This window comes from Dyella ginsengisoli LA-4 (assembly GCF_000334915.1).
Classification (GTDB): Bacteria; Pseudomonadota; Gammaproteobacteria; order Xanthomonadales; family Rhodanobacteraceae; genus Dyella_A; species Dyella_A ginsengisoli_A.
The window spans coordinates 106,564-124,571 of sequence record NZ_AMSF01000085.1 but is presented as its reverse complement, the minus strand read 5'-3'; the positions used below and the strand labels follow the sequence as shown (position 1 = coordinate 124,571).

Sequence of the window (18,008 nt, the reverse complement as noted above, 5' to 3'; positions counted from 1 at the left end):
CGGCTGGAGCCATACCGACTATGTGCGGCAGAGCATCACGATTCCGTCCGGGGTCAGCTCGGCCACGCTCAGCTTCTACCTGCACATCGATACCGCGGAGTCGGGCAGTACCGCCTACGACACGCTGAAGGTGCAGGCGATCACCTCGACCGGCAAGTACATCACCCTGGCCACCTACTCCAACGCCAATGCGGCCAGCGGCTACGCGCTGCACACGATCGACCTGGGGGCGTACAAGGGCCAGACCATCCAGGTGAACTTCTACGGCGTGGAAGACGGTTCGATGCAGACCTCGTTCGTGGTCGACGACGTCAGCGTGAAGACGCAGTAAGCGGTTCGGGCGGGAGGCTGCGGAAGCCTCCCGCCTCACTCCTCGTTGCAGCGCTGGCGGCGGCGCCACCAGAGCCACGCGGCCAGCACCAGCACCACGCCGAGCACGATCCACAGGCCACCCTGACCGCGATGGATCCACTTGGTCAGCCACGCGCGGTTGTCCGCGCCCAGGTAGCCCAGGTACACCCACAGCGGCACGCTGATCAGCGCGGCCAGCCCGTCCAGCAGCAGAAAGCGCCAGAACGACACGCGGTGGGTGGCACCGGCGGTGATGAACACCGCGGTGCGCATGCCGGGCAGGAAACGCGCGACGAACATCAGCCGGTTGCCGTAGCGCTCGAACTTCTGCTGCACCTTGGCGTAGCGGGCCGGCGGCAGCAGCCAGGCGAACAGCCGCAGTCGCAGGATGCGGCCGCCGAAATGGTGGCCGAGCATGAACATGGTGGCGTCGCCCACCAGCACGCCGACCATCGTCACGCCCACCATCACGTGCACGTTGGCGTAGCCGAGCCCGGCGATCACGCCACCGGCGACCAGGGTGATGTCCTCCGGCAGCGGCACGCCCGCACCGCACAGCAGCAGTGCGATGAACACCGACAGGTAACCGTGTTCGGCGAAGATGCCGACCAGCCGCTCAAGCAGATTCATCAGCGCTCCATCGCCTGCGCGGCATCGGCGTCTCCACGTGTCATTCCGGTGCCGCCACGGGGGTGTGCTTGGCCGCCAGCAGTGCGCGCAGCTCGGTCTTCTCGGCGTCGGTCAGGCCGCCGTCGCGGCTCTTCGCCACCAGGGCGTCGCGACGCTGTGCCACCGCCTGCTGTTCCATCCGCGACAGCGCGTCGAGGAACTCGATCCGCTGCGCCTCCGGCTCGCCCACCGTGGCGGCGGCCAGCAGCTTCTGCAGCGCGGCGTACTCGGGGCGGCCGGTGAAGTGTTCGACCAGGCTCGCCGGGTTGGCGCCTGGCCGGCTGCGGGCCAGGTCGACCAGTTCGGCCAGCAGCTCCACCCCGGGCTTGTCCAGGCGCAGGAAGCCATACGGCTTGGCGACCTCGTCCGCCAGTCCGGGCTGGCCCAGCAGCAGGGCGATCGCGCTGCGCACCAGCGAGCGCTGCACCGCGACCGGTCGCTGCACCGCGCGCTGCGGTGGCGGGGTCTCGAACTGGGCGCGGGCACCGCTGCGTTTTTCCAGCTCCTGCGCCATCAGGTCGCGGAAGGCGCCGTCGGGCAGCCGCGCGATCAGCGGGCGCGCTCGTTCGGCCAGTCGCGCGCGGCCGTCGAGGCTGGACAGGTTGACGTCGTGCGACAGCTCGCCGAAGAAGTAGTCCGACAGCGGCGTGGCTTCCTTGATCCGCTTCTCGAAGCCTTCCCTGCCTTCCTTGCGCACCAGCGAGTCCGGGTCCTCGCCGTCGGGCAGGAACAGGAAGTAGGCCTGGCGGCCGTCGCGCAGCCGCGGCAGCGCGGCATCCAGCGCCTTCCACGCGGCGGCGCGACCGGCGCGGTCGCCGTCGAAGCAGAACACCACGTCGGGTGCGGCGCGGAACAGGATCTCGGTGTGCTCGGGCGTGGTCGCCGTGCCCAGCGTGGCCACCGCGATCGGCAGGCCGGCCTGGTGCAGGGCGATCACGTCCATGTAGCCCTCGACCACCACGATGCGCTCGAGCTTGGCGTTGGCCTGTTTCACCTGCCACAGCGCGAACAGTTCGCGGCCCTTGTGGAACAGCGGCGTCTCGGGCGAGTTGAGGTATTTCGGGCCTTGTTCGCTCTGCAGCACGCGGCCGCCGAAGGCGATCACCCGGCCGCGGCGGTCGAGGATCGGGAACATCAGCCGCTCGCGGAAGCGGTCGTACTTGTTGCCGCGCTCGTTGCTGGCGACCATGCCGGCTTCGTTGAGCAGCTGCAGCCGCTTCTCGTTGGTACCCAGCGCCTTGATCACGCCGTCGAAGCCGGCCGGCGCCCAGCCGAGGCGGAAGCGCGCGATGGTGTCGGCGTCGAGCCCGCGCTTCCTGCAGTAGGCCTGTGCGTCGGTGCTCTTCGGCAGCTGCTGCTGGTACCAGTTCGCGGCGGCGTCGAGCAGGGCGTAGAGGTCGGTCTTGTCCTCGCGCGGGCGCTCGTCGCGGCCGCCCTCGCGCGGCACGGTGAGGCCGACCGACTGGGCCAGCTCCTCCACCGCGTCGGGGAATTCCAGCCGCTCGTACTCCATCAGGAACTTCACCGCGCTGCCGTGCACGCCGCAGCCGAAGCAGTGATAGAACTGCTTGGCCGGGCTGACGTAGAACGACGGCGAGCGCTCGTCGTGGAACGGACAGCAGGCGGTCCATTCGCGCCCGGCCTTCTTCAACGGCACACGCCGCTCGATCACGTCGACGATGTCGACGCGGGCAAGCAGTTCATCGATGAAGCTGTCGGGAATACGGCCGCGCATGGGCTTGCTAGTCTAGCCGCTGGAACGGCGGATGGCCGCCGCACGGATCGATGGAGCGAGGGAGGGGGAGATGCAGGGACGCTGGCTGATCGGGGGATTCATGCTGCTGGTGCTGGCCGGCGGTTTGCAGGCACGGGAGGTCGCCGAGACGCCTGCCCAACGCTACGCACACGTGCAGGATCTGAACAACGAGGCCTACCGGCTTCTCCATCCGCCGCACGGGCCTGCCCCTTCCAGTGACGATGCGCGCAAGGCGCTCCAGTTGGCCGTGCAGTCGCAGGCCGAGCTGGGCGCGCTGGAAGCCGGCCTGCGCGATGACGTGGTCTTGCTCGGGCGTGCCGAGGATCGCCGCTTCGACGCGGTGCTGCGGCAGGCCGTCGCCGAAGTGGTGTTGGGTGATCGTGCCGCGGCACTGGGTGCGCTGGAACGCCTGCGCCGCGGGCCCCGGTATGCCGACTACGCCGATTTCCTGCTGAAGATGCCGGACCTGAAGCCGCTTCAGGATGAACCGCGCTTCCAGGCGCTGATCGCCGACCTGCGGCGGATCGACCGACGCTGGAAGGCTTCTGCGCTGATGCCATTGCCCGCCTCCGGCCTGACCGAGGCGCAGCGCGTCGCCGGGCTGTCGCTGTTCTGGTCCGAGGCTCGCTACAACTTCGTCTATTTCGACCAGGTGCCCGGGCTGGACTGGAACCAGGCCTACCTGGATTTCCTGCCCCGGGTGATCGCCGCCAAGTCGCTGCACGACTACTACGACGTGATGATGCGCTTCGCCCCGCTGCTGCACGATGGCCACACGGACATCGACCCGCCGGATGCGATCGCCAACGAGTTCTACGCCCGACCGCCGTTGCGCACCGCGCTGCTCGAGGGCGGGCAGGTAGCGGTGACCTGGGTGGGCAGTCCGGCGGTGGCGGCCAAGGGCCTCCGGGTCGGTGACGAACTGCTCGCGATCGATGGCGAGCCGGTGCGGCAGTACGCCCGCACGCGTGTCGCACCCTACGTCAGCAGCTCCACGGCGCAGGATCGGCATGTACGGATGTACGACTACCAGCTGCTGTCCGGCGATCATCGCAAGCCGGTACGGCTCAATCTGCGCCACGCCGATGGCAGCACCTACACGGCAGACCTCTCGCGCGAGCGGGATCCCCGTGCCAGCCGCCTTGCGGCGGTGCAGTGGCGGATGCTGCCGGGGAACATCGCCTATCTCGCCGTCAACGAGTTCGCGGATGATGCAGGGCCGAGGGCGTTCGCCGAGCACCTGCCGCAGATCCTCGCCGCCAAGGGCCTGATCCTCGACGTGCGCAGCAACGGTGGCGGGTCTGATTCCTATGGGCTGGACATCCTTTCCTACCTCTCCGACCAGCCGATCCAGGGGGAAGCGCACCGTTCGCTCGAGTACGTCCCGGCATTCCGCGCCGGAGGCGGCTCCTATGTCGCTTGGCGGGCCCTGGCGTCGAGGCCGTTCGAACAGCCGCGCGAGGTGCATTTCCGGGGCCCGGTGGCCGTGCTGGCCGGCCCGCGGACGTTCTCCGCCGGCGAGGACTTCGTGGTTTCGTTCAAGCTGATGAAGCGAGGTCTGTTGATCGGCGAGACCACCGGTGGCAGCACCGGCGAGCCGCTGCAGATCGACCTGCCCGGAGGCGGGCATGCGCGGATCTGCGCCAAGCGTGACACCTGGCCCGACGGCACCGATTTCGTCGGTACCGGGATCGCGCCGGACGTGCCGGTGGCGACCACGCTCGACGACCTGCGTGCGGGACGCGATCCGGCGCTGGTCCGGGCCGCCACCCTGCTGGCCGGCGACGGCGGCGACTGAATGCGGGAGGGGCGGTCGGAGCGTTCCTCCCGGCCAGCTGCCGTTAGAGGATGTGGAGCACGCCGATCACCGCCAGCAGGGCGATCAGGAACAGGATCAGGAAGATCGCGAACAGCACCTTGGCGATGGTGCCGGTGACGCCGGCGACGCCGCGGAATCCCATCAGGCCGGTGACCAGCGAGATGACGGCGAAAATGATGGCCCACTTCAACATGCAGGTTCCCCTCCGGCCGCGGCGCGGCCGCCGTTGGACAAGGGCACCTTTGTAGACGGCCGGCCGTGAAGGCCGGTGCTGGGCGATGTGACGGACCGGCTCACGACGGGCGCACCGGTCCGCGGGGCGGCGGGGTTCAGCCGGCCAGGCGTGCCTTGATGCGGGCCGAAGCCACGCTCATGTCGGCGCGGCCGGCAGCCTTGGCCTTCACCACGCCGACCACCTTGCCCATGTCGCGGGCGGAGCTGGCGCCGGTTTCGGCGATCGCGGCCTCGATCAGCGCGTCCAGCTCGGCGTCGTCCAGCTTGGCCGGCAGGTAGGTCTCGATCACCGCCATCTCGGCGCGCTCGACCTCGGCCAAGTCCTCGCGGGCGGCGGCCTCGTACTGGCTGATCGAGTCCTTGCGCTGCTTGACCATCTTTTCCAGCACGGCCAGCACCTGGGCGTCGTCCAGCTCGATCCGCTCGTCCACCTCGCGCTGCTTGATCGCGGCCAGGATCAGCCGGACCACGCCGAGCTTGTGTTTGTCGCCGCCGCGCATGGCGGCCTTCATGTCCTCGGTGAGCTGCTGCTTGGTCGACATCGCGAAGGGCTCCGGGCAAGGGGGGGCACAAACGCACAAGGCCGGCGCTGCGCGGGGCAGCGTCGGCCAGTGCTTGGTGCTGTCGCAGCGGCGGCGGATCGACGCGCCAGCTGCCGAGGGACCGTGACCGGCGCTCGAGGCGCCGCGGCCCGGACGTCCGCGCGGGGCGGACGCCGTGACTCAGTACAGGCGGGTACGGCGCGTGGTGTCGCGCGACAGGCGGCGCAGGTGACGCTTCACCGCGGCAGCGCGCTTGCGCTTGCGCTCCTGGGTCGGCTTTTCATAGAACTCGCGCTTGCGGGTTTCGGCAAGCACACCGGCCTTTTCGCAGGTACGCTTGAAACGGCGCAGAGCAAGCTCGAACGGCTCGTTCTCGCGAACTTTAACGTTGGGCATGGAATCTCCGGGTGGTAATCTGCCCGTCTGATCGGGCGAGCCGCGAAGTATAACTTGGGTAACACGGATTTTTCAAAGGTGCCCGCAGGGCCAGCCGTCACCGGTCCGGTGCTCGGCATCGAGACCTCCTGCGACGAGACTGGCGTGGCCCTGCTGCGCTGGCAGCCGGAGGCGCCCGGCGAGGGCCTGCTGGCCCACACCCTGTACAGCCAGATCAAGCTGCATGCCGACTACGGCGGCGTGGTGCCGGAACTGGCCAGCCGCGACCACGTGCGCAAGCTGATGCCGCTGGTACGCGAGACCCTCGCCGCGGCCGGTCTGGAACCACAGGATCTGGCGGGCGTGGCCTACACCGCCGGCCCCGGGCTGGCCGGCGCCCTGCTGGTCGGCGCCTCGGCGGCGCGGGCGATGGCCTGGGCGCTGGGCGTGCCGGCGGTGGGTGTGCACCACATGGAGGGCCACCTGCTGGCGCCGCTGCTGGAAGCCGATCCGCCCGAGCCGCCGTTCGTGGCGCTGCTGGTGTCCGGTGGGCATTCGATGCTGGTCGAAGTGGCCGGCATCGGCCGCTACCGCATCCTCGGCGACACGCTGGACGACGCCGCCGGCGAGGCCTTCGATAAGACCGCCAAGCTGATGGGCCTGCCGTATCCCGGCGGCCCGGCGCTGGCCGCGCTGGCCGGGCAGGGAAGGCCGGGCGCGTTCCGCTTCTCGCGGCCGATGACCGACCGGCCGGGATTGGATTTCAGCTTTTCCGGCCTGAAAACCCAGGTGCTGCTGGCCTGGCAGGGCAGCGACCGGACCGAGCAGACCCGCGCCGACGTGGCGCTGGCCTTCGAGGAGGCGATCGTCGACACGCTGGTGATCAAGTGCCGGCGCGCGCTGGAAGCCACCGGCGCGGCGCGGCTGGTGATCGCCGGCGGCGTGGGCGCCAACCGCCGCCTGCGCGCCGAACTGGCCGCGGCCGGCGACCAGGACGGCTTCCGCACCTATTTTCCGCGGCTGGCGTTCTGCACCGACAACGGCGCGATGATCGCGCTGGCCGGCGCGATCCGGCTGGCCCACGGCCAGCACCAGGACGCCACCGTGCAGGTGTTCCCGCGCTGGGACCTGGAAAGCCTGCCGCCGGCCGTTTGAGCCCGGATTCGATGGGCGGGCATCGGAAGCCCCTGCGTTTCGCGTAGAACGCCCGTCGCTCTTACGATTCCCCATTCCCCTTCCCGACTCCCGGCCGCCCATGGACATCGTTTTCATCGAAGACCTGCGCATCGATACCGTCATCGGCATCTATGACTGGGAGCGGCGGGTGCGCCAGACGCTGTCGTTCGACATCGAGATGGCGTTCGACAACACCCGTCCGGCGGCGACCGACGACATCGCCGACACGCTCAACTACAAGGACGTGTCCAAGCGGCTGATGGCCTACGTGGGCGAATCCAGTTTCGGGCTGGTGGAGACGCTCGCCGAGCGCTGCGCGGCGATCATCCGCGAGGAGTTCGGCGTGGCCTGGGTGCGGCTGAAGCTGTCCAAGCCCGGCGCCGTGCGCGGGGCGAAGGCGGTCGGTGTGCGCATCGAGCGCGGCGTCCGGCCGCAGTAGCCGCCGCTGGTACCATGGGCGCCCGCCGCGCGGCCCGGGTGGGCCGCGCGCGCGTTCCCCGCCACCGAACCGGCGCCGGCGTGCCTGCACCCCCGGTGCCCGGGGATGCCCGAGGAGATGAGTTTGGATTCCCTGCCTGAGTGGGCGCGTGCGCCCTGGATGCACACCGCGATCGGCGTCGCGGCGTTGCTGGTGGTCGCCTGGCTGGCCGGCCTGCTGGCGCGACTGATCCTGTTCCGCGTGGTGCGCACGATGGCGGTGCGCACGGTGTGGAAATGGGACGACGAATTGTTCCAGGCCGGCGTGTTCCGCTGGGTCGCGCGGCTGGTGCCGACCGTGGTGGTGCAGTTCGGCCTGCCGCTGGTGCCGGATCTGCCGCCGACGCTGGGTCGCCTGGGCGGCAACGTGGCACTGGGCTTGATGGTGCTGTTCCTGGTGATGGCGCTGAGCGCCTCGCTCACCGCGATGGAGACCATGTACCGCGCCTCGCCGGGCAGCGCGCAGCGGCCGATCAAGGGCGTGATCCAGCTCGGCAAGCTGTTGCTGTTCATCATCGGCACGCTGGTGATCATCGGCGCGGTCACCGACAAGAAGATCGGCCTGCTGCTGTCCGGCCTGGGCGCCATGTCGGCGGTGCTGATCCTGGTGTTCAAGGACACCATCCTGGGCTTCGTCGCCGGCATCCAGCTCGCCTCCAACGACATGCTGCGGGTCGGCGACTGGATCACCATGCCTGGCGCGGGCGCCGATGGCGACGTCATCGACATCACGCTGTACACGGTGAAGGTGCGCAACTTCGACCGCACCATCGTCACCATCCCGACCTGGAAGCTGATCTCCGAGAGCTACCAGAACTGGCGCGGCATGGCCGAGTCGGGCGGACGGCGGATCAAGCGCGCGCTGCTGGTCGACGCGGCCACCGTGCATTTCCTCGATGCCGAGGGCCTTGAACGACTGGGCCGCTTCCGCCTGTTGCGCGAGTACCTGGGCGCCAAGCACAGCGAGCTGGCCGAGTGGAACCGCAGCCTCGGCGAGGCCGGCGAGCAGGCGGTGAACCGGCGCCGGCTGACCAACCTCGGCAGCTTCCGCGCCTACGTCAGCGCCTACCTGAAGGAGCACCCGCGTATCCATCACCAGATGACCTGCATGGTGCGGCAGCTGGCCAGCGACGCGCAGGGCATCCCGCTGGAGCTGTACTGCTTCACCAACACCACCGACTGGGCCGCCTACGAGGGCATCCAGAGCGACATCTTCGACCACCTCTATGCGCTGCTGCCGGAGTTTGGCCTGGCGCTGTACCAGCCGCCGACCGGTCACGACCTGCGCGCGGCGCTGGGCGGCCTGTCGAGCCCCCCGGGCCAGCCGGCTCCTGCCCCGGCCCGGGACTGAACCATGCCGCGCGTCTATCTCAGCCTCGGTTCCAACGTCGAACCGCACCGCCACCTCGCCGCAGCCATCGACGAACTGCGCGCGCGCTTCGGTCCGCTGGCCGTCTCGCCGGCCTACCGGACCCGCGCGGTCGGCTTCGACGGGCCGGATTTCGTCAACCTGGCGGTGGGACTGGACACCGACCTGCCGCCGGGCGAGCTCAATGACTGGCTGCACGCGCTGGAGGACCGCCACGGCCGCCGTCGGGACGTACCTCGCTTCTCCGATCGCACGCTGGACGTGGACATCGTGTTCTACGGCCAGCTGGTGACCGAGGGCCCGGGGCACCTGCAGGTGCCCCGCGACGAGCTGAAGCATGCGTTCGTGCTGAGGCCGATTGCCGACATCGCGCCGGACTTCGTGCATCCGGTCTCCGGCCGCTCGATGGCGGAACTGTGGGCGGCGTTCCCGGCCGACACGGCCCCGATGACCGTCGAGCCGCTGGCCTGAGGCAGGCATCCCGCCGCGGCTGCGGCTGCGGCACAATGGCGCCTTCACCACGGGGGAGGGAAGCCATGGGCAAGTTCGCGCGTAGCTGGGAGCTGATGAAGGCGAGCGCAGGAGTGTTGCGCTCGGACAAATCGCTGCTGGTCTTTCCGCTGCTGTCGGGTATCTGCAGCCTGGTCGTCATGGCCAGCTTCCTGATCCCGGTGGCCAGTATGACGCTCGAGGGCGAGCGGCTCGGCGTGGAGTACAAGCACGGGCTGTCGACCGCCTCCTGGACGCTGCTGTTCGCGTTCTACCTGGTGCAGTACTTCGTGATCATCTTCTTCAACACCGCGTTGGCGGGCGTGGCGCTGAAGCGCCTGCGTGGCGAGGAGGCCAGCGTGAGCGAGGGCCTGGCGCTGGCCGGTTCACGCATCGGCGCGATCTTCGGCTATGCCCTGATCGCGGCGACGGTGGGCCTGCTGCTGCGCATGGTGCAGGAACGGCTGGGCCTGATCGGCCGCTTCATCGTCGGGTTGATCGGTCTGGCCTGGACCGTGGCCACCTTCCTGGTGGTGCCGGTGCTCGCCGGCGAGGGCATCGGACCGGTGGATGCGGTCAAGCGCAGCGTCGAGCTGCTGCGTCGTACCTGGGGCGAGAACCTGATCGGCAATGCCGGGCTCAGTGTGGTGTTCGGGCTGATCGGCTTCCTGCTGGCGTTGGTTTCGGTGGCATTGGTGGTCGGGGCGTTCGCCACGCAGTCGATGGTCGCAGGGGTGACCGCGGTCGCCATCGTGGTCTTGGCCTTCATCGTTCTGGCGCTGGTGCAGTCCTCGCTGCAGGGCGTCTACGCGGCAGCGCTGTATCGCTATGCCGAAGAGGGCGAGGCAGGCGCGGGCTTCCCGCCGGCCCTGCTGGAGCAGGCGTTCCGCTCCAAGGGCTGAGGCTCACACCGACAGCGTGCGTCCGCCGTCGATGCGGATCACCTGGCCGGTCACGAACGGGGCGTCGCGCAGCAGCCAGAGCACGGCGCTGGCGACGTCTTCCGGCGTGCCGGCGCGCTTGAGCGGCGTACGTTCGAGCATGGCCTGCTTGTCGTCGTACGCCTTGCCTTCGCTGGGCCACATCACCGCGCCCGGCGCCACCGCGTTCACCCGCACCTGCGGGCCCAGGTCCAGCGCCAGCGAGCGGGTCATCGCCAGCAGCGCGGCCTTGGCCATGCAGTACACCGGGTGGTTGGCCAGCGGCCGTTCGGCGTAGATGTCCACCAGGTTGACGATGGCGCCACCGGCCTGGCGCAGCGCCGGCGTGGCGGCCTGGGCGAGAAAGAACGGCGCCTGTGCGTTTGAGGCGAACAACTCGTCCCACTGTGCCTGCGTGGCACTGCCGACCGGTGTGGGATAGAACGCCGACGCGTTGTTCACCAGCGCGTCGAGCCGGCCGAACCGGGACAGCGCGGCGGTGACCAGCTCGGGCAGCATGTCCAGTGCCGCCAGCTCGGCATGCACCAGTTGCACGCTCTGCTCGCGTTGCTGCCCGAGTTCGGCGGCCAGCGCCTCGGCCGCGTCGGCCGAATGGCGGTAGTGCAGCACCAGGTCGTAGCCGGCGGCATGCAGGGTGCGCGCGATCACTGCGCCGACGCGACGACCGCTGCCGGTGATCAGCGCAACCGGACGGGGATGGGGTGGGCTCATGGGCGCTTCCGCTCAGGTGGATCGCACCAGCTTGCCGCAAACCGCGTGACAGTTCATCGGGGCGTGGTCGCGGTCTCGCCCGCGGCGGTCGCATCGACGAAGGCCACGTCGGCCGCGAACAGCGCGATCGCCGTCGCCGCGACCTGGCGGGTGTCGTAGTAAGCGTACGCGCCGACGCCGACCGCACCGACGACCGGCAACCAGCGCGACACGCCGGCGCCAACCGCGCGCTGCCCCACCTTCACGCCGACCTGCTTGGCGATGCGCTCGACCACGGTGTAGGTGACCCGGCGGAACAGCAGGCGGTCGCCCATGCGCACCACCAGGTCGCGGAAGGCCTGCGCGGCGGTATGGCGGAACAGGCACCACAGCATCTGCTCGCGCCCGAGCGAGGCCTGCTTGCCGAAGCTGGCGGCGATGTCACTGACCATCTGCGCCTGGATCCGCCAGATCGCAATCAGTTCCGGCAGCACGGTCATCCAGCCCAGCGGTCCCGGCGGCAGGGCCAGCGAACCGGCAGTGACCGCGGCGCGGCGCGCCGCTCGTTGACCGAGCGCACGCGCGTCGGCGAGCGGGTCGGCGCTTGGCCCGACCTCGGCCGCCGGAATGCGACTGACGAAGTCCAGCAAGGCCTGGGTGACCCGGTCGTGGGCGCCGGGCTGGTAGGGCACCGGCAGCGAGCGGTCGGGCGGGTTCATGGTGCCTCCTCGGGCTTCAGGCGGGACGCAAGTGTCGGCACCGGCCGATGAAGCGTTGCCAACGATCTTGCCCGGACCATGACTTTCGGGGGTGTGAGGCTTCCGCTGCAATTGGCAATGTTATAACGTATCAATAATGCGAAGCCGCTCCCTTTCCCCGCTCACTGGACGTTTCATGACTCCTCGCCTGCTTGCCCTCAGCCTTGCCTGCGCCCTGGGCGCATCTTCCGCCTTTGCCGCCGATGTACCCGCGACGCCGGGCGACGCGCCGTCGAACACGCCGGCGGCCCGCAACAAGCCGGTCCAGATCAAGCAGCTCGGTTCGGTGGACGTGAGCGCCGTGCTCGACCAGGCGCGCAACGCCCTGTCGCCGGACACCGGTTCCAGCCAGTACGTGATCGACCGCAAGGCGATCGCCCAGCTGCCGCTGGGTGCGGCCACGCCGCTGAACCAGGTGGTGCTGCAGGCGCCGGGCGTGGTGCAGGATTCCTACGGCGGACTGCACGTGCGCGGCGACCACGCCAACCTGCAATACCGCATCAACGGGGTGATCATCCCCGAGTCGATCTCCGGCTTTGGCCAGACGCTGGATACGCGCACCATCGAGAACGTGAAGCTGCTCGATGGCGCGCTGCCGGCGCAGTACGGGCTGCGCACGGCCGCGGTGGTCGACATCACCACCAGGAACGGGCACGACCTGGGCAACGGCGGCAGTGTCGGCGTCACTGGTGGCTCGTTTGGCACGCTCAACCCGAATGCCTCGATCTGGGGCAGCAAGGACCGCTGGAGCTGGTTCCTCACCGCGAACTATCTGGAGAGCGACGTCGGCGTGGAGAATCCCACGGCCAGCCGCAAGCCGATCCACGACCACACCAACCAGGTGAAGGCGTTCGGCGATGTTTCCTACCTGATCAACGACGACACCCGACTGAGCTTCATGTTCGGCGCGGCGAACAGCCGCTTCCAGATTCCCAACAACCCGGACCAGCAGCCCAGCTTCGGCTATCTCGGCCAGACCGGTTTCAACTCCGCCGACCTCAACGAGCGGCAGCGTGAGACCACCCGTTTCGGCGTGCTGTCGCTGCAGGGCAAGCTGGGCGAAACCGACTACCAGGTGGCGTTGGGCCAGCGCTATTCCAGCCTCGATTTCACGCCGGACCTGATCGGCGACCTGATGTTCAACGGCGTCGCCTCGACCATCGACCGCAGCAATCGCGCCAGCACGCTGCAGGCTGACTTCGCCACCCCGCTGGGCGACAGCCACACGCTGCGCTACGGCGTCTACGGCAGCTTCGAGCGCGCGCCCAGCAGCAACAACGCATGGGTGTTCCCGGCCGATGCCAACGGCAACCCCACCAGCACCACGCCGATCAACATCCTCGACGGCAACCGCATCACCGCCAAGACCTGGTCGGCCTACGTGCAGGACGAATGGAGCATCGGCGACAAGCTGACGGTGAACTACGGCCTGCGCGGCGACCAGTACAAAGCCTTCCGCACCGAGAGCCAGCTCAGCCCGCGGCTGGGTGCGGTGTACCAGGCCACCGACACGACCGTGCTGCATGCCGGCTATGCGCGTTACTTCACGCCGCCGGCGACCGAGGCGATCACTACCGCCAACATCAGCAAGTTCAACGGCACCACCAACCAGTTGCCCGACAACGGCGACAACACGCCGCTGTCCGAGCGCGCCGACTACTTCGACGCGGGTGTCTCGCAGAACATCGGCGCCCACCTCACGCTGGGCCTGGATGCCTACTACCGCAAGGTGCAGCGCCTGCAGGACGAAGGCCAGTTCGGCGCCGCACTGGTGTACTCCACCTTCAATTACGCCAAGGGCCGCATCAAGGGCGTGGAGTTCACTGCCAACTACGACAACGGTCCGCTCAGTGCGTACTTCAACCTCGCGGCCAGCCGCGCGATGGGCACGCACGTCATCACCAGCCAGTACAACTTCGCGCCGGACGATCTGGCCTATGTCGCCGACCACTGGATCTTCCTCGACCACGACCAGGCGTACTCCTCGTCCGGCGGCGTGAGCTACGCCTTCGGCGACGACACCCGGGTCGGCGCCAACTATCTGTTCGGCAGCGGCCTGCGCAGGGACGGTGCCGTGCCGAACGGCGCCTCGCTGCCGGCCTACTTCCAGCTCAACCTGAGCGTGTCGCACGACTTCAATTTCGCCAGCACCGGCAAGCTGCACACCCAACTGGCGCTGATCAACGCACTCGACCGCGTGTACGAGCTGCGCGATGGCAGCGGCATCGGCGTGGGTGCGCCGCAGTTCGGTCCGCGACGCGGCCTGTACCTGACGCTGCAGAAGGATTTCTGACGCGATCCGGTCGCCCCGCCCCTCCCGGAGCGGGGCGCCAGATGGTCGCGGCGCGCCCCTCGCCGCGATCCGTTCCGGCCGGCCCTGTCCCGTTCCTCCCCTTGGGCAGGGTCCGGCCCGGAACCCTTCGTCGCCACGGTCCGGCCCGGTCGACCCGTTATCCTTGCGCGCTCAACCAACCGACGACGCGCCCATGCAGGACCGACTCCCCGAACCTTCCGCCGACGAACGCGCGCACTCCGGGCGCCTTGTCGCGATGCTGCGTGACGAGATCGCCGCACACGGCCCGATGCCGTTCCAGCGCTACATGGAGCGCTGTCTCTACGCTCCCGGGCTGGGCTACTACAGCGCGGGCACCACCAAGTTCGGCGAGGCCGGCGACTTCACCACAGCACCCGAACTGGGCGAGCTGTTCGCCCGCTGCGTGGTGCAGGCGATGGCCCCGGTGCTGGCGGCGTGCGGTGACGCGGCCGACTTCCTCGAGCTGGGCGGCGGCAGCGGTGCGTTCGCCGAGGTCGCCCTGCGGGCGATGGACGAGGCCGATGCGCTGCCCCGTCGTTACCTGATCCTCGAGCCCAGCGCGGACCTGCGCGAGCGCCAGCGCGAACGCCTGTCCGCCGCGCTGCCCGTCGACGTGGTCGCGCGGGTGCAGTGGCTGGACCGGCCGCCGTCCGCACCGTGGCGCGGCGTGCTGTTCGCCAACGAAGTGGTCGACGCCCTGCCGGTGGTGCGTTTTGCGATCCGCGACGGCGCCGTCTTCGAGGAGGTCGTCGCCGTCGATGCCGATGGCCGGCTGATCCGCGAGGACCGCCCGGCCGGCGAGGTCACCGGGCAGGCCGTGCGTGCGCTGGAGCACGAGCTCGGCGCGCCGTTCGCCGACGGCTATCGCTCGGAGCTGCTGCCACAGCTCGCCTCATGGATCGCGGCGATCGCCGGCCCGCTGGAGGCCGGGGCGATGCTGCTGGTCGATTACGGCTTCGCCCGCCGCGAGTACTACCTGCCCGGACGGCGCGACGGCACGCTGATGGCGCACTACCGCCATCGCGCCCATGCCGATCCGCTGTACCTGCCGGGGCTCAACGACCTGACCGCGTCGGTCGACTTCACTGCACTGGCCGAGGCCGGCGGGCAGGCCGGCTTCGCGCTGGTGAACTATCTGCCGCAGTCCGCCTTCCTGATGGCGTCGGGCCTGCCGCGGGCGTTCGAGGCGGCGTTTGCCGCCGCACCCGACGAGGCCGCGCGCTATCGGCTGGCCCAGCAGGTGAAGCGGCTGACCCTGCCCGAGCAGATGGGCGAGCGCTTCCAGGCGATGCTGTTCGCACGCGGCCTCGATCCGCTGCCCATCGACGAGGATCTGGTCGCCGAGCGTCCGGCGGCGCGACTGTGACACCGGCCGGCGCGCAGTTGCGCTGGCATCGCCGCTGGGTCGCGCTGGGCCTGGCGATCATGGCCTGGACGCTGTGGATGGCGTTGCGCCCCGATCCCGGCATCACGCTGGCGGTGCCGGAAGGCGACAAGCTGCAGCACGCGGTCACCTTCACCTGCCTGATGGGTTGGTGGGGCAACGTCTACGCCTCGCGCGGCGCGCGGGCCTGGGCGGCGCTCGGATGTCTCGCGTTCGGCGTCTTCATCGAGTTCGCGCAGTGGCTGGATCCACCGCGCGACGCCGATGCCTTCGATGTGCTCGCCGATGCCGTGGGCATCGGCGTGGCCGCACTACTGCTGCGCACGCCGCTGTCCCGCGTGTTGGCCCGCGGCGAGGCGTGGCTCGCCAGTCGGGGCCGCGGCTGATGCGTCCGGATACTCGCCCCCGCCCTGCCGACGCAGCCGCCATGCGTCGGCCACCATGCGCCAGGGGTGGAACGCGAACCGGACCGTGTGCTGCCCCGCGGGGACGCAGACGGCACGGAAGATCGCGTTGGCCCGATGGATCGGCAGCGGCCGGTTGTCGACCGTGGCCACCCATCCGGGGAAATCGAGCTCGCTGAGGACCAGCCAGCCGGGCGCGTCGGCGTCGGTCCGGAGATCGATCCGGCTGCTGCCGATGCGACGTACCCGCACCCGCACGCGCGACGTGCAGGCCCGGGCGGCCTGCTCGCCGCTCCGCGCGTCCTCCGCGTCGCGCGGCGTCAGCCAGAGCGTGCGGGAGAAATCCGTGGCGTCGAAGGTGTTCGGTCCGAGCCACCTGCCCGGCGGCAGGGCCTGCGTGGGCTGCAGGATCCGGGGATACGCATGGGGATTCATCCAGACCTCGGAGCGGCGGCCGGTGAATGTCCGCGCCAGGCCCGCCCTGGCCAGTCGGTCCGCGAGCGGCGGATCACCCCGACCCGCGACGATGTAGCGCACGCCCAGCAGGTCATCGAAGTGGCTCCCGGCGTGCGGGTTGTACGAGCGGCCCGGGCGCGGCAGCGTGCCGTTCTCGTGCGCGCCATACCAGCGGTCATAGAGCCCGTAGCGCAGCGGGTTGTAGCCCTGGGTCGAACGCAGGCCGCTGACCGCCACGTAGTTGTCCCACTGGATGCCGGCACCCGCCGGTTCGATGCGCCCGGGCAGGGCTCCGGGGGCGCGGTGCAGCGCGTGCAGCAGGTACGCCGTAACGTCGCTTCCGCGCGTGCGGCGGGCGTTGTCATGTCCCTGGTTGAACCGTCCGTTGAGGTTGAAGCAGCGGTAGTCGGCGACAAGCACCAGCACCAGCCAGAGCGCCGCGCGTGCGGGCGGCGCGTCACCCCGCAGCCGCCACAGTGCCACCGCAGCGGTCAGCGCGGCGAGGATCGTCGCAGCCTGCCAGCGCACGTCATCACCCCGCATCTGCAGGCTGGCGAGTGCCAGCCACAGGGTGGCAAGCACCAGGACGCCGCGGACCCTCCGAACCGACGTGAGATCGAACCGGCTGGCCCCGAGCCCCACCCCGATCGCCAGCGAGAGATTGAGCAGGAAAGCCGCGTCCGACGGGCGCCGGAACTGCTCCAGACCGGGTAGCCAGCGATAAAGCCAGCCGTAGACAGGCGTAGTCGTGCCGAACATGTACAGACAGGCGAGCACGGCCACTGCGGAAAAAAACAGCAGCTGACGGCGCTGTCCGGGGATCCGCCAGGCCTGCCCGAGTCCCGCCAGCATCAGTGTCGGGACGGCGCCGATGTACAGGAACCCCTCGACGCGGCTGGCAGGACCGTCGTAGGTCCCGCGCAGTGCGTGCCACGCGTTCGGATCGAGGAAACCCAGCAGGGCGCGCGGGTCCAGCGATCCGGCGTCGGCCGCGGACAACGGCAGGCTCGCGCGGTTGGACAGCATCACGAAGGCCCCGCTGAAGAGCAGCTGGGGCAGGCCCCCGGCGAGGGCCACGAGGACCGCCCCGGCTGTTCCCTGTACCCAGCGCCATCGCTCGCGCGGCTGGTACGCGCGCCAGCGGGCGATACTGGCCACGACAAAGTAGCCGGCGATCATCAGCGCCAGCAGGTAGGCGACCTGCACCAGGTGGGTGACCAGCGCCGCAGCGGCAAGGCCGAACAGCAGGCCCCGGCGCCAGTGCGGCGCAGCCAGGAAGTGGCGTAGTGCAAGCAGGACGACTGGCGACCAGGCGTAGGCCAGCACGTCCGGCACGTGTTCCAGCCTGGAGGCGGCGACGCCGCCCCCCATGAACACGATGGCGCCAAGCAGGGCGCCGAACCGGTTCGCGTTCCAGGAGCGGAGCAGGGCTGCCATCGCCGCGCCGCCCATCAGCAGGTGCAGCAGCACGCCCCAGTCGAACCAGGTCATGCCGGGGTCGCGCGGCAGCAGCATCCAGCTCATCAGCAGCGGCGAGAACAGCATGCCCTGCGGGTCGGCGATCTGCGGATAACCCGAGTAGATGAACGGGTTCCACCACGGCAGCATGCCCTGCCGCAGGGTGTGGGCGTTGAAGTAGACGGTGGGAAAGAACTCGTCCACCGCATCCCACGGCAGGGCGCGGATGCCCAGGAGCACGGGCAGGTGGAGCAGCAGCCAGGTCGCGGCGACGCCGAGGAGGAGGCGGGTCCGCGGTTGCCGCAGACCCGGCCCGATGTGTTTCAGACAATCCATGTCCGGGTGG

The 18,008-nt window shown here is 69.6% G+C and carries 17 protein-coding genes and 1 pseudogene; 10 read left to right on the top strand and 8 right to left on the bottom strand.

Going from position 1 to position 18,008, the window contains the following annotated elements:
• Positions 1 to 331 (top strand): annotated as a pseudogene (locus C693_RS0118395) (carbohydrate-binding protein CenC); the annotation flags it as partial.
• Between the two features lie 35 nt (positions 332 to 366).
• On the opposite strand, the gene C693_RS0118390 reads toward C693_RS0118395, so the two are convergent.
• Positions 367 to 981 (bottom strand): DedA family protein, encoded by a 615-nt coding sequence (locus tag C693_RS0118390; protein ID WP_017463755.1) that lies wholly within the window; start codon positions 979 to 981, stop codon positions 367 to 369.
• A gap of 40 nt (positions 982 to 1,021) precedes the next feature.
• A complete protein-coding gene (gene dnaG / locus C693_RS0118385) occupies positions 1,022 to 2,755 on the bottom strand; it encodes a DNA primase (RefSeq protein WP_017463754.1) in 1,734 nt (577 codons plus the stop codon).
• Between the two features lie 70 nt (positions 2,756 to 2,825).
• On the opposite strand from dnaG, the gene C693_RS0118380 reads away from it, so the two are divergent.
• Positions 2,826 to 4,574 (top strand): S41 family peptidase, encoded by a 1,749-nt coding sequence (locus C693_RS0118380; protein WP_017463753.1) that lies wholly within the window; start codon positions 2,826 to 2,828, stop codon positions 4,572 to 4,574.
• Positions 4,575 to 4,617: 43 nt separating this feature from the next.
• On the opposite strand, the gene C693_RS23180 is transcribed toward C693_RS0118380, so the two are convergent.
• The 3 genes from C693_RS23180 to rpsU all read right to left on the bottom strand — a co-directional run bounded on the left by C693_RS23180 (position 4,618) and on the right by rpsU (position 5,767).
• A complete protein-coding gene (locus C693_RS23180) occupies positions 4,618 to 4,788 on the bottom strand; it encodes a DUF1328 domain-containing protein (RefSeq protein ID WP_017463752.1) in 171 nt (56 codons plus the stop codon).
• Positions 4,789 to 4,924: 136 nt separating this feature from the next.
• Complete coding sequence (locus C693_RS0118370; protein ID WP_017463751.1) at positions 4,925 to 5,371, bottom strand: GatB/YqeY domain-containing protein; 447 nt, start codon at positions 5,369 to 5,371, stop codon at positions 4,925 to 4,927.
• A gap of 180 nt (positions 5,372 to 5,551) precedes the next feature.
• Positions 5,552 to 5,767, bottom strand: a complete 216-nt coding sequence (rpsU, locus tag C693_RS0118365; RefSeq protein ID WP_017463750.1) for a 30S ribosomal protein S21 — start codon at positions 5,765 to 5,767, stop codon at positions 5,552 to 5,554.
• A 78-nt stretch (positions 5,768 to 5,845) separates the two neighbouring features.
• Here rpsU and tsaD point away from each other — a divergent pair, with 78 nt between their 5' ends.
• The 5 genes from tsaD to C693_RS0118340 all read left to right on the top strand — a co-directional run bounded on the left by tsaD (position 5,846) and on the right by C693_RS0118340 (position 10,159).
• Positions 5,846 to 6,901, top strand: coding sequence for a tRNA (adenosine(37)-N6)-threonylcarbamoyltransferase complex transferase subunit TsaD (gene tsaD / locus C693_RS0118360; protein WP_017463749.1), 1,056 nt, complete (start codon positions 5,846 to 5,848; stop codon positions 6,899 to 6,901).
• A 100-nt stretch (positions 6,902 to 7,001) separates the two neighbouring features.
• Complete coding sequence (gene folB, locus C693_RS0118355) at positions 7,002 to 7,361, top strand: dihydroneopterin aldolase (protein ID WP_017463748.1); 360 nt, start codon at positions 7,002 to 7,004, stop codon at positions 7,359 to 7,361.
• A gap of 117 nt (positions 7,362 to 7,478) precedes the next feature.
• Positions 7,479 to 8,750, top strand: coding sequence for a mechanosensitive ion channel family protein (locus C693_RS0118350; protein WP_052329420.1), 1,272 nt, complete (start codon positions 7,479 to 7,481; stop codon positions 8,748 to 8,750).
• 3 nt (positions 8,751 to 8,753) lie between these two features.
• Positions 8,754 to 9,239, top strand: a complete 486-nt coding sequence (folK, locus tag C693_RS0118345) for a 2-amino-4-hydroxy-6-hydroxymethyldihydropteridine diphosphokinase (protein ID WP_017463746.1) — start codon at positions 8,754 to 8,756, stop codon at positions 9,237 to 9,239.
• Positions 9,240 to 9,304: 65 nt separating this feature from the next.
• A complete protein-coding gene (locus tag C693_RS0118340) occupies positions 9,305 to 10,159 on the top strand; it encodes a DUF6159 family protein (protein ID WP_017463745.1) in 855 nt (284 codons plus the stop codon).
• A 3-nt stretch (positions 10,160 to 10,162) separates the two neighbouring features.
• Here the strand turns inward: C693_RS0118340 and C693_RS0118335 are convergent, their stop codons facing one another.
• Both C693_RS0118335 and C693_RS0118330 read right to left on the bottom strand, forming a co-directional pair.
• A complete protein-coding gene (locus C693_RS0118335; protein ID WP_017463744.1) occupies positions 10,163 to 10,909 on the bottom strand; it encodes a pteridine reductase in 747 nt (248 codons plus the stop codon).
• Positions 10,910 to 10,962: 53 nt separating this feature from the next.
• A complete protein-coding gene (locus tag C693_RS0118330; protein WP_017463743.1) occupies positions 10,963 to 11,607 on the bottom strand; it encodes a hypothetical protein in 645 nt (214 codons plus the stop codon).
• A gap of 175 nt (positions 11,608 to 11,782) precedes the next feature.
• Between C693_RS0118330 and C693_RS0118325 the strand changes: the two genes are divergently transcribed.
• The 3 genes from C693_RS0118325 to C693_RS0118315 all read left to right on the top strand — a co-directional run bounded on the left by C693_RS0118325 (position 11,783) and on the right by C693_RS0118315 (position 15,730).
• Positions 11,783 to 13,939 (top strand): TonB-dependent receptor, encoded by a 2,157-nt coding sequence (locus tag C693_RS0118325; RefSeq protein ID WP_017463742.1) that lies wholly within the window; start codon positions 11,783 to 11,785, stop codon positions 13,937 to 13,939.
• A gap of 193 nt (positions 13,940 to 14,132) precedes the next feature.
• Entirely contained in the window at positions 14,133 to 15,326 is a 1,194-nt protein-coding gene (locus tag C693_RS0118320) for a class I SAM-dependent methyltransferase (protein WP_026107541.1), read from the top strand.
• Positions 15,323 to 15,730, top strand: a complete 408-nt coding sequence (locus tag C693_RS0118315; protein ID WP_017463740.1) for a VanZ family protein — start codon at positions 15,323 to 15,325, stop codon at positions 15,728 to 15,730. The genes C693_RS0118320 and C693_RS0118315 overlap by 4 nt, the downstream gene beginning before the upstream one ends.
• On the opposite strand, the gene C693_RS0118310 is transcribed toward C693_RS0118315, so the two are convergent.
• Entirely contained in the window at positions 15,656 to 17,998 is a 2,343-nt protein-coding gene (locus C693_RS0118310; protein ID WP_017463739.1) for a YfhO family protein, read from the bottom strand. The genes C693_RS0118315 and C693_RS0118310 overlap by 75 nt on opposite strands.
• Positions 17,999 to 18,008: the final 10 nt, after the last annotated feature.

Coding starts and splice junctions, on each gene's coding strand:
- dnaG (WP_017463754.1), bottom strand. CDS start 2,755: ATGCGCGGCCGTATTCCCGACAGCTTCATCGATGAACTGCTTGCCCGC.
- C693_RS0118330 (WP_017463743.1), bottom strand. CDS start 11,607: ATGAACCCGCCCGACCGCTCGCTGCCGGTGCCCTACCAGCCCGGCGCC.
- C693_RS0118325 (WP_017463742.1), top strand. CDS start 11,783: ATGACTCCTCGCCTGCTTGCCCTCAGCCTTGCCTGCGCCCTGGGCGCA.
- C693_RS0118320 (WP_026107541.1), top strand. CDS start 14,133: ATGCAGGACCGACTCCCCGAACCTTCCGCCGACGAACGCGCGCACTCC.
- C693_RS23180 (WP_017463752.1), bottom strand. CDS start 4,788: ATGTTGAAGTGGGCCATCATTTTCGCCGTCATCTCGCTGGTCACCGGC.
- C693_RS0118350 (WP_052329420.1), top strand. CDS start 7,479: ATGAGTTTGGATTCCCTGCCTGAGTGGGCGCGTGCGCCCTGGATGCAC.
- C693_RS0118340 (WP_017463745.1), top strand. CDS start 9,305: ATGGGCAAGTTCGCGCGTAGCTGGGAGCTGATGAAGGCGAGCGCAGGA.
- C693_RS0118370 (WP_017463751.1), bottom strand. CDS start 5,371: ATGTCGACCAAGCAGCAGCTCACCGAGGACATGAAGGCCGCCATGCGC.
- C693_RS0118335 (WP_017463744.1), bottom strand. CDS start 10,909: ATGAGCCCACCCCATCCCCGTCCGGTTGCGCTGATCACCGGCAGCGGT.
- folK (WP_017463746.1), top strand. CDS start 8,754: ATGCCGCGCGTCTATCTCAGCCTCGGTTCCAACGTCGAACCGCACCGC.
- folB (WP_017463748.1), top strand. CDS start 7,002: ATGGACATCGTTTTCATCGAAGACCTGCGCATCGATACCGTCATCGGC.
- C693_RS0118380 (WP_017463753.1), top strand. CDS start 2,826: ATGCAGGGACGCTGGCTGATCGGGGGATTCATGCTGCTGGTGCTGGCC.
- rpsU (WP_017463750.1), bottom strand. CDS start 5,767: ATGCCCAACGTTAAAGTTCGCGAGAACGAGCCGTTCGAGCTTGCTCTG.
- C693_RS0118390 (WP_017463755.1), bottom strand. CDS start 981: ATGAATCTGCTTGAGCGGCTGGTCGGCATCTTCGCCGAACACGGTTAC.
- C693_RS0118310 (WP_017463739.1), bottom strand. CDS start 17,998: ATGGATTGTCTGAAACACATCGGGCCGGGTCTGCGGCAACCGCGGACC.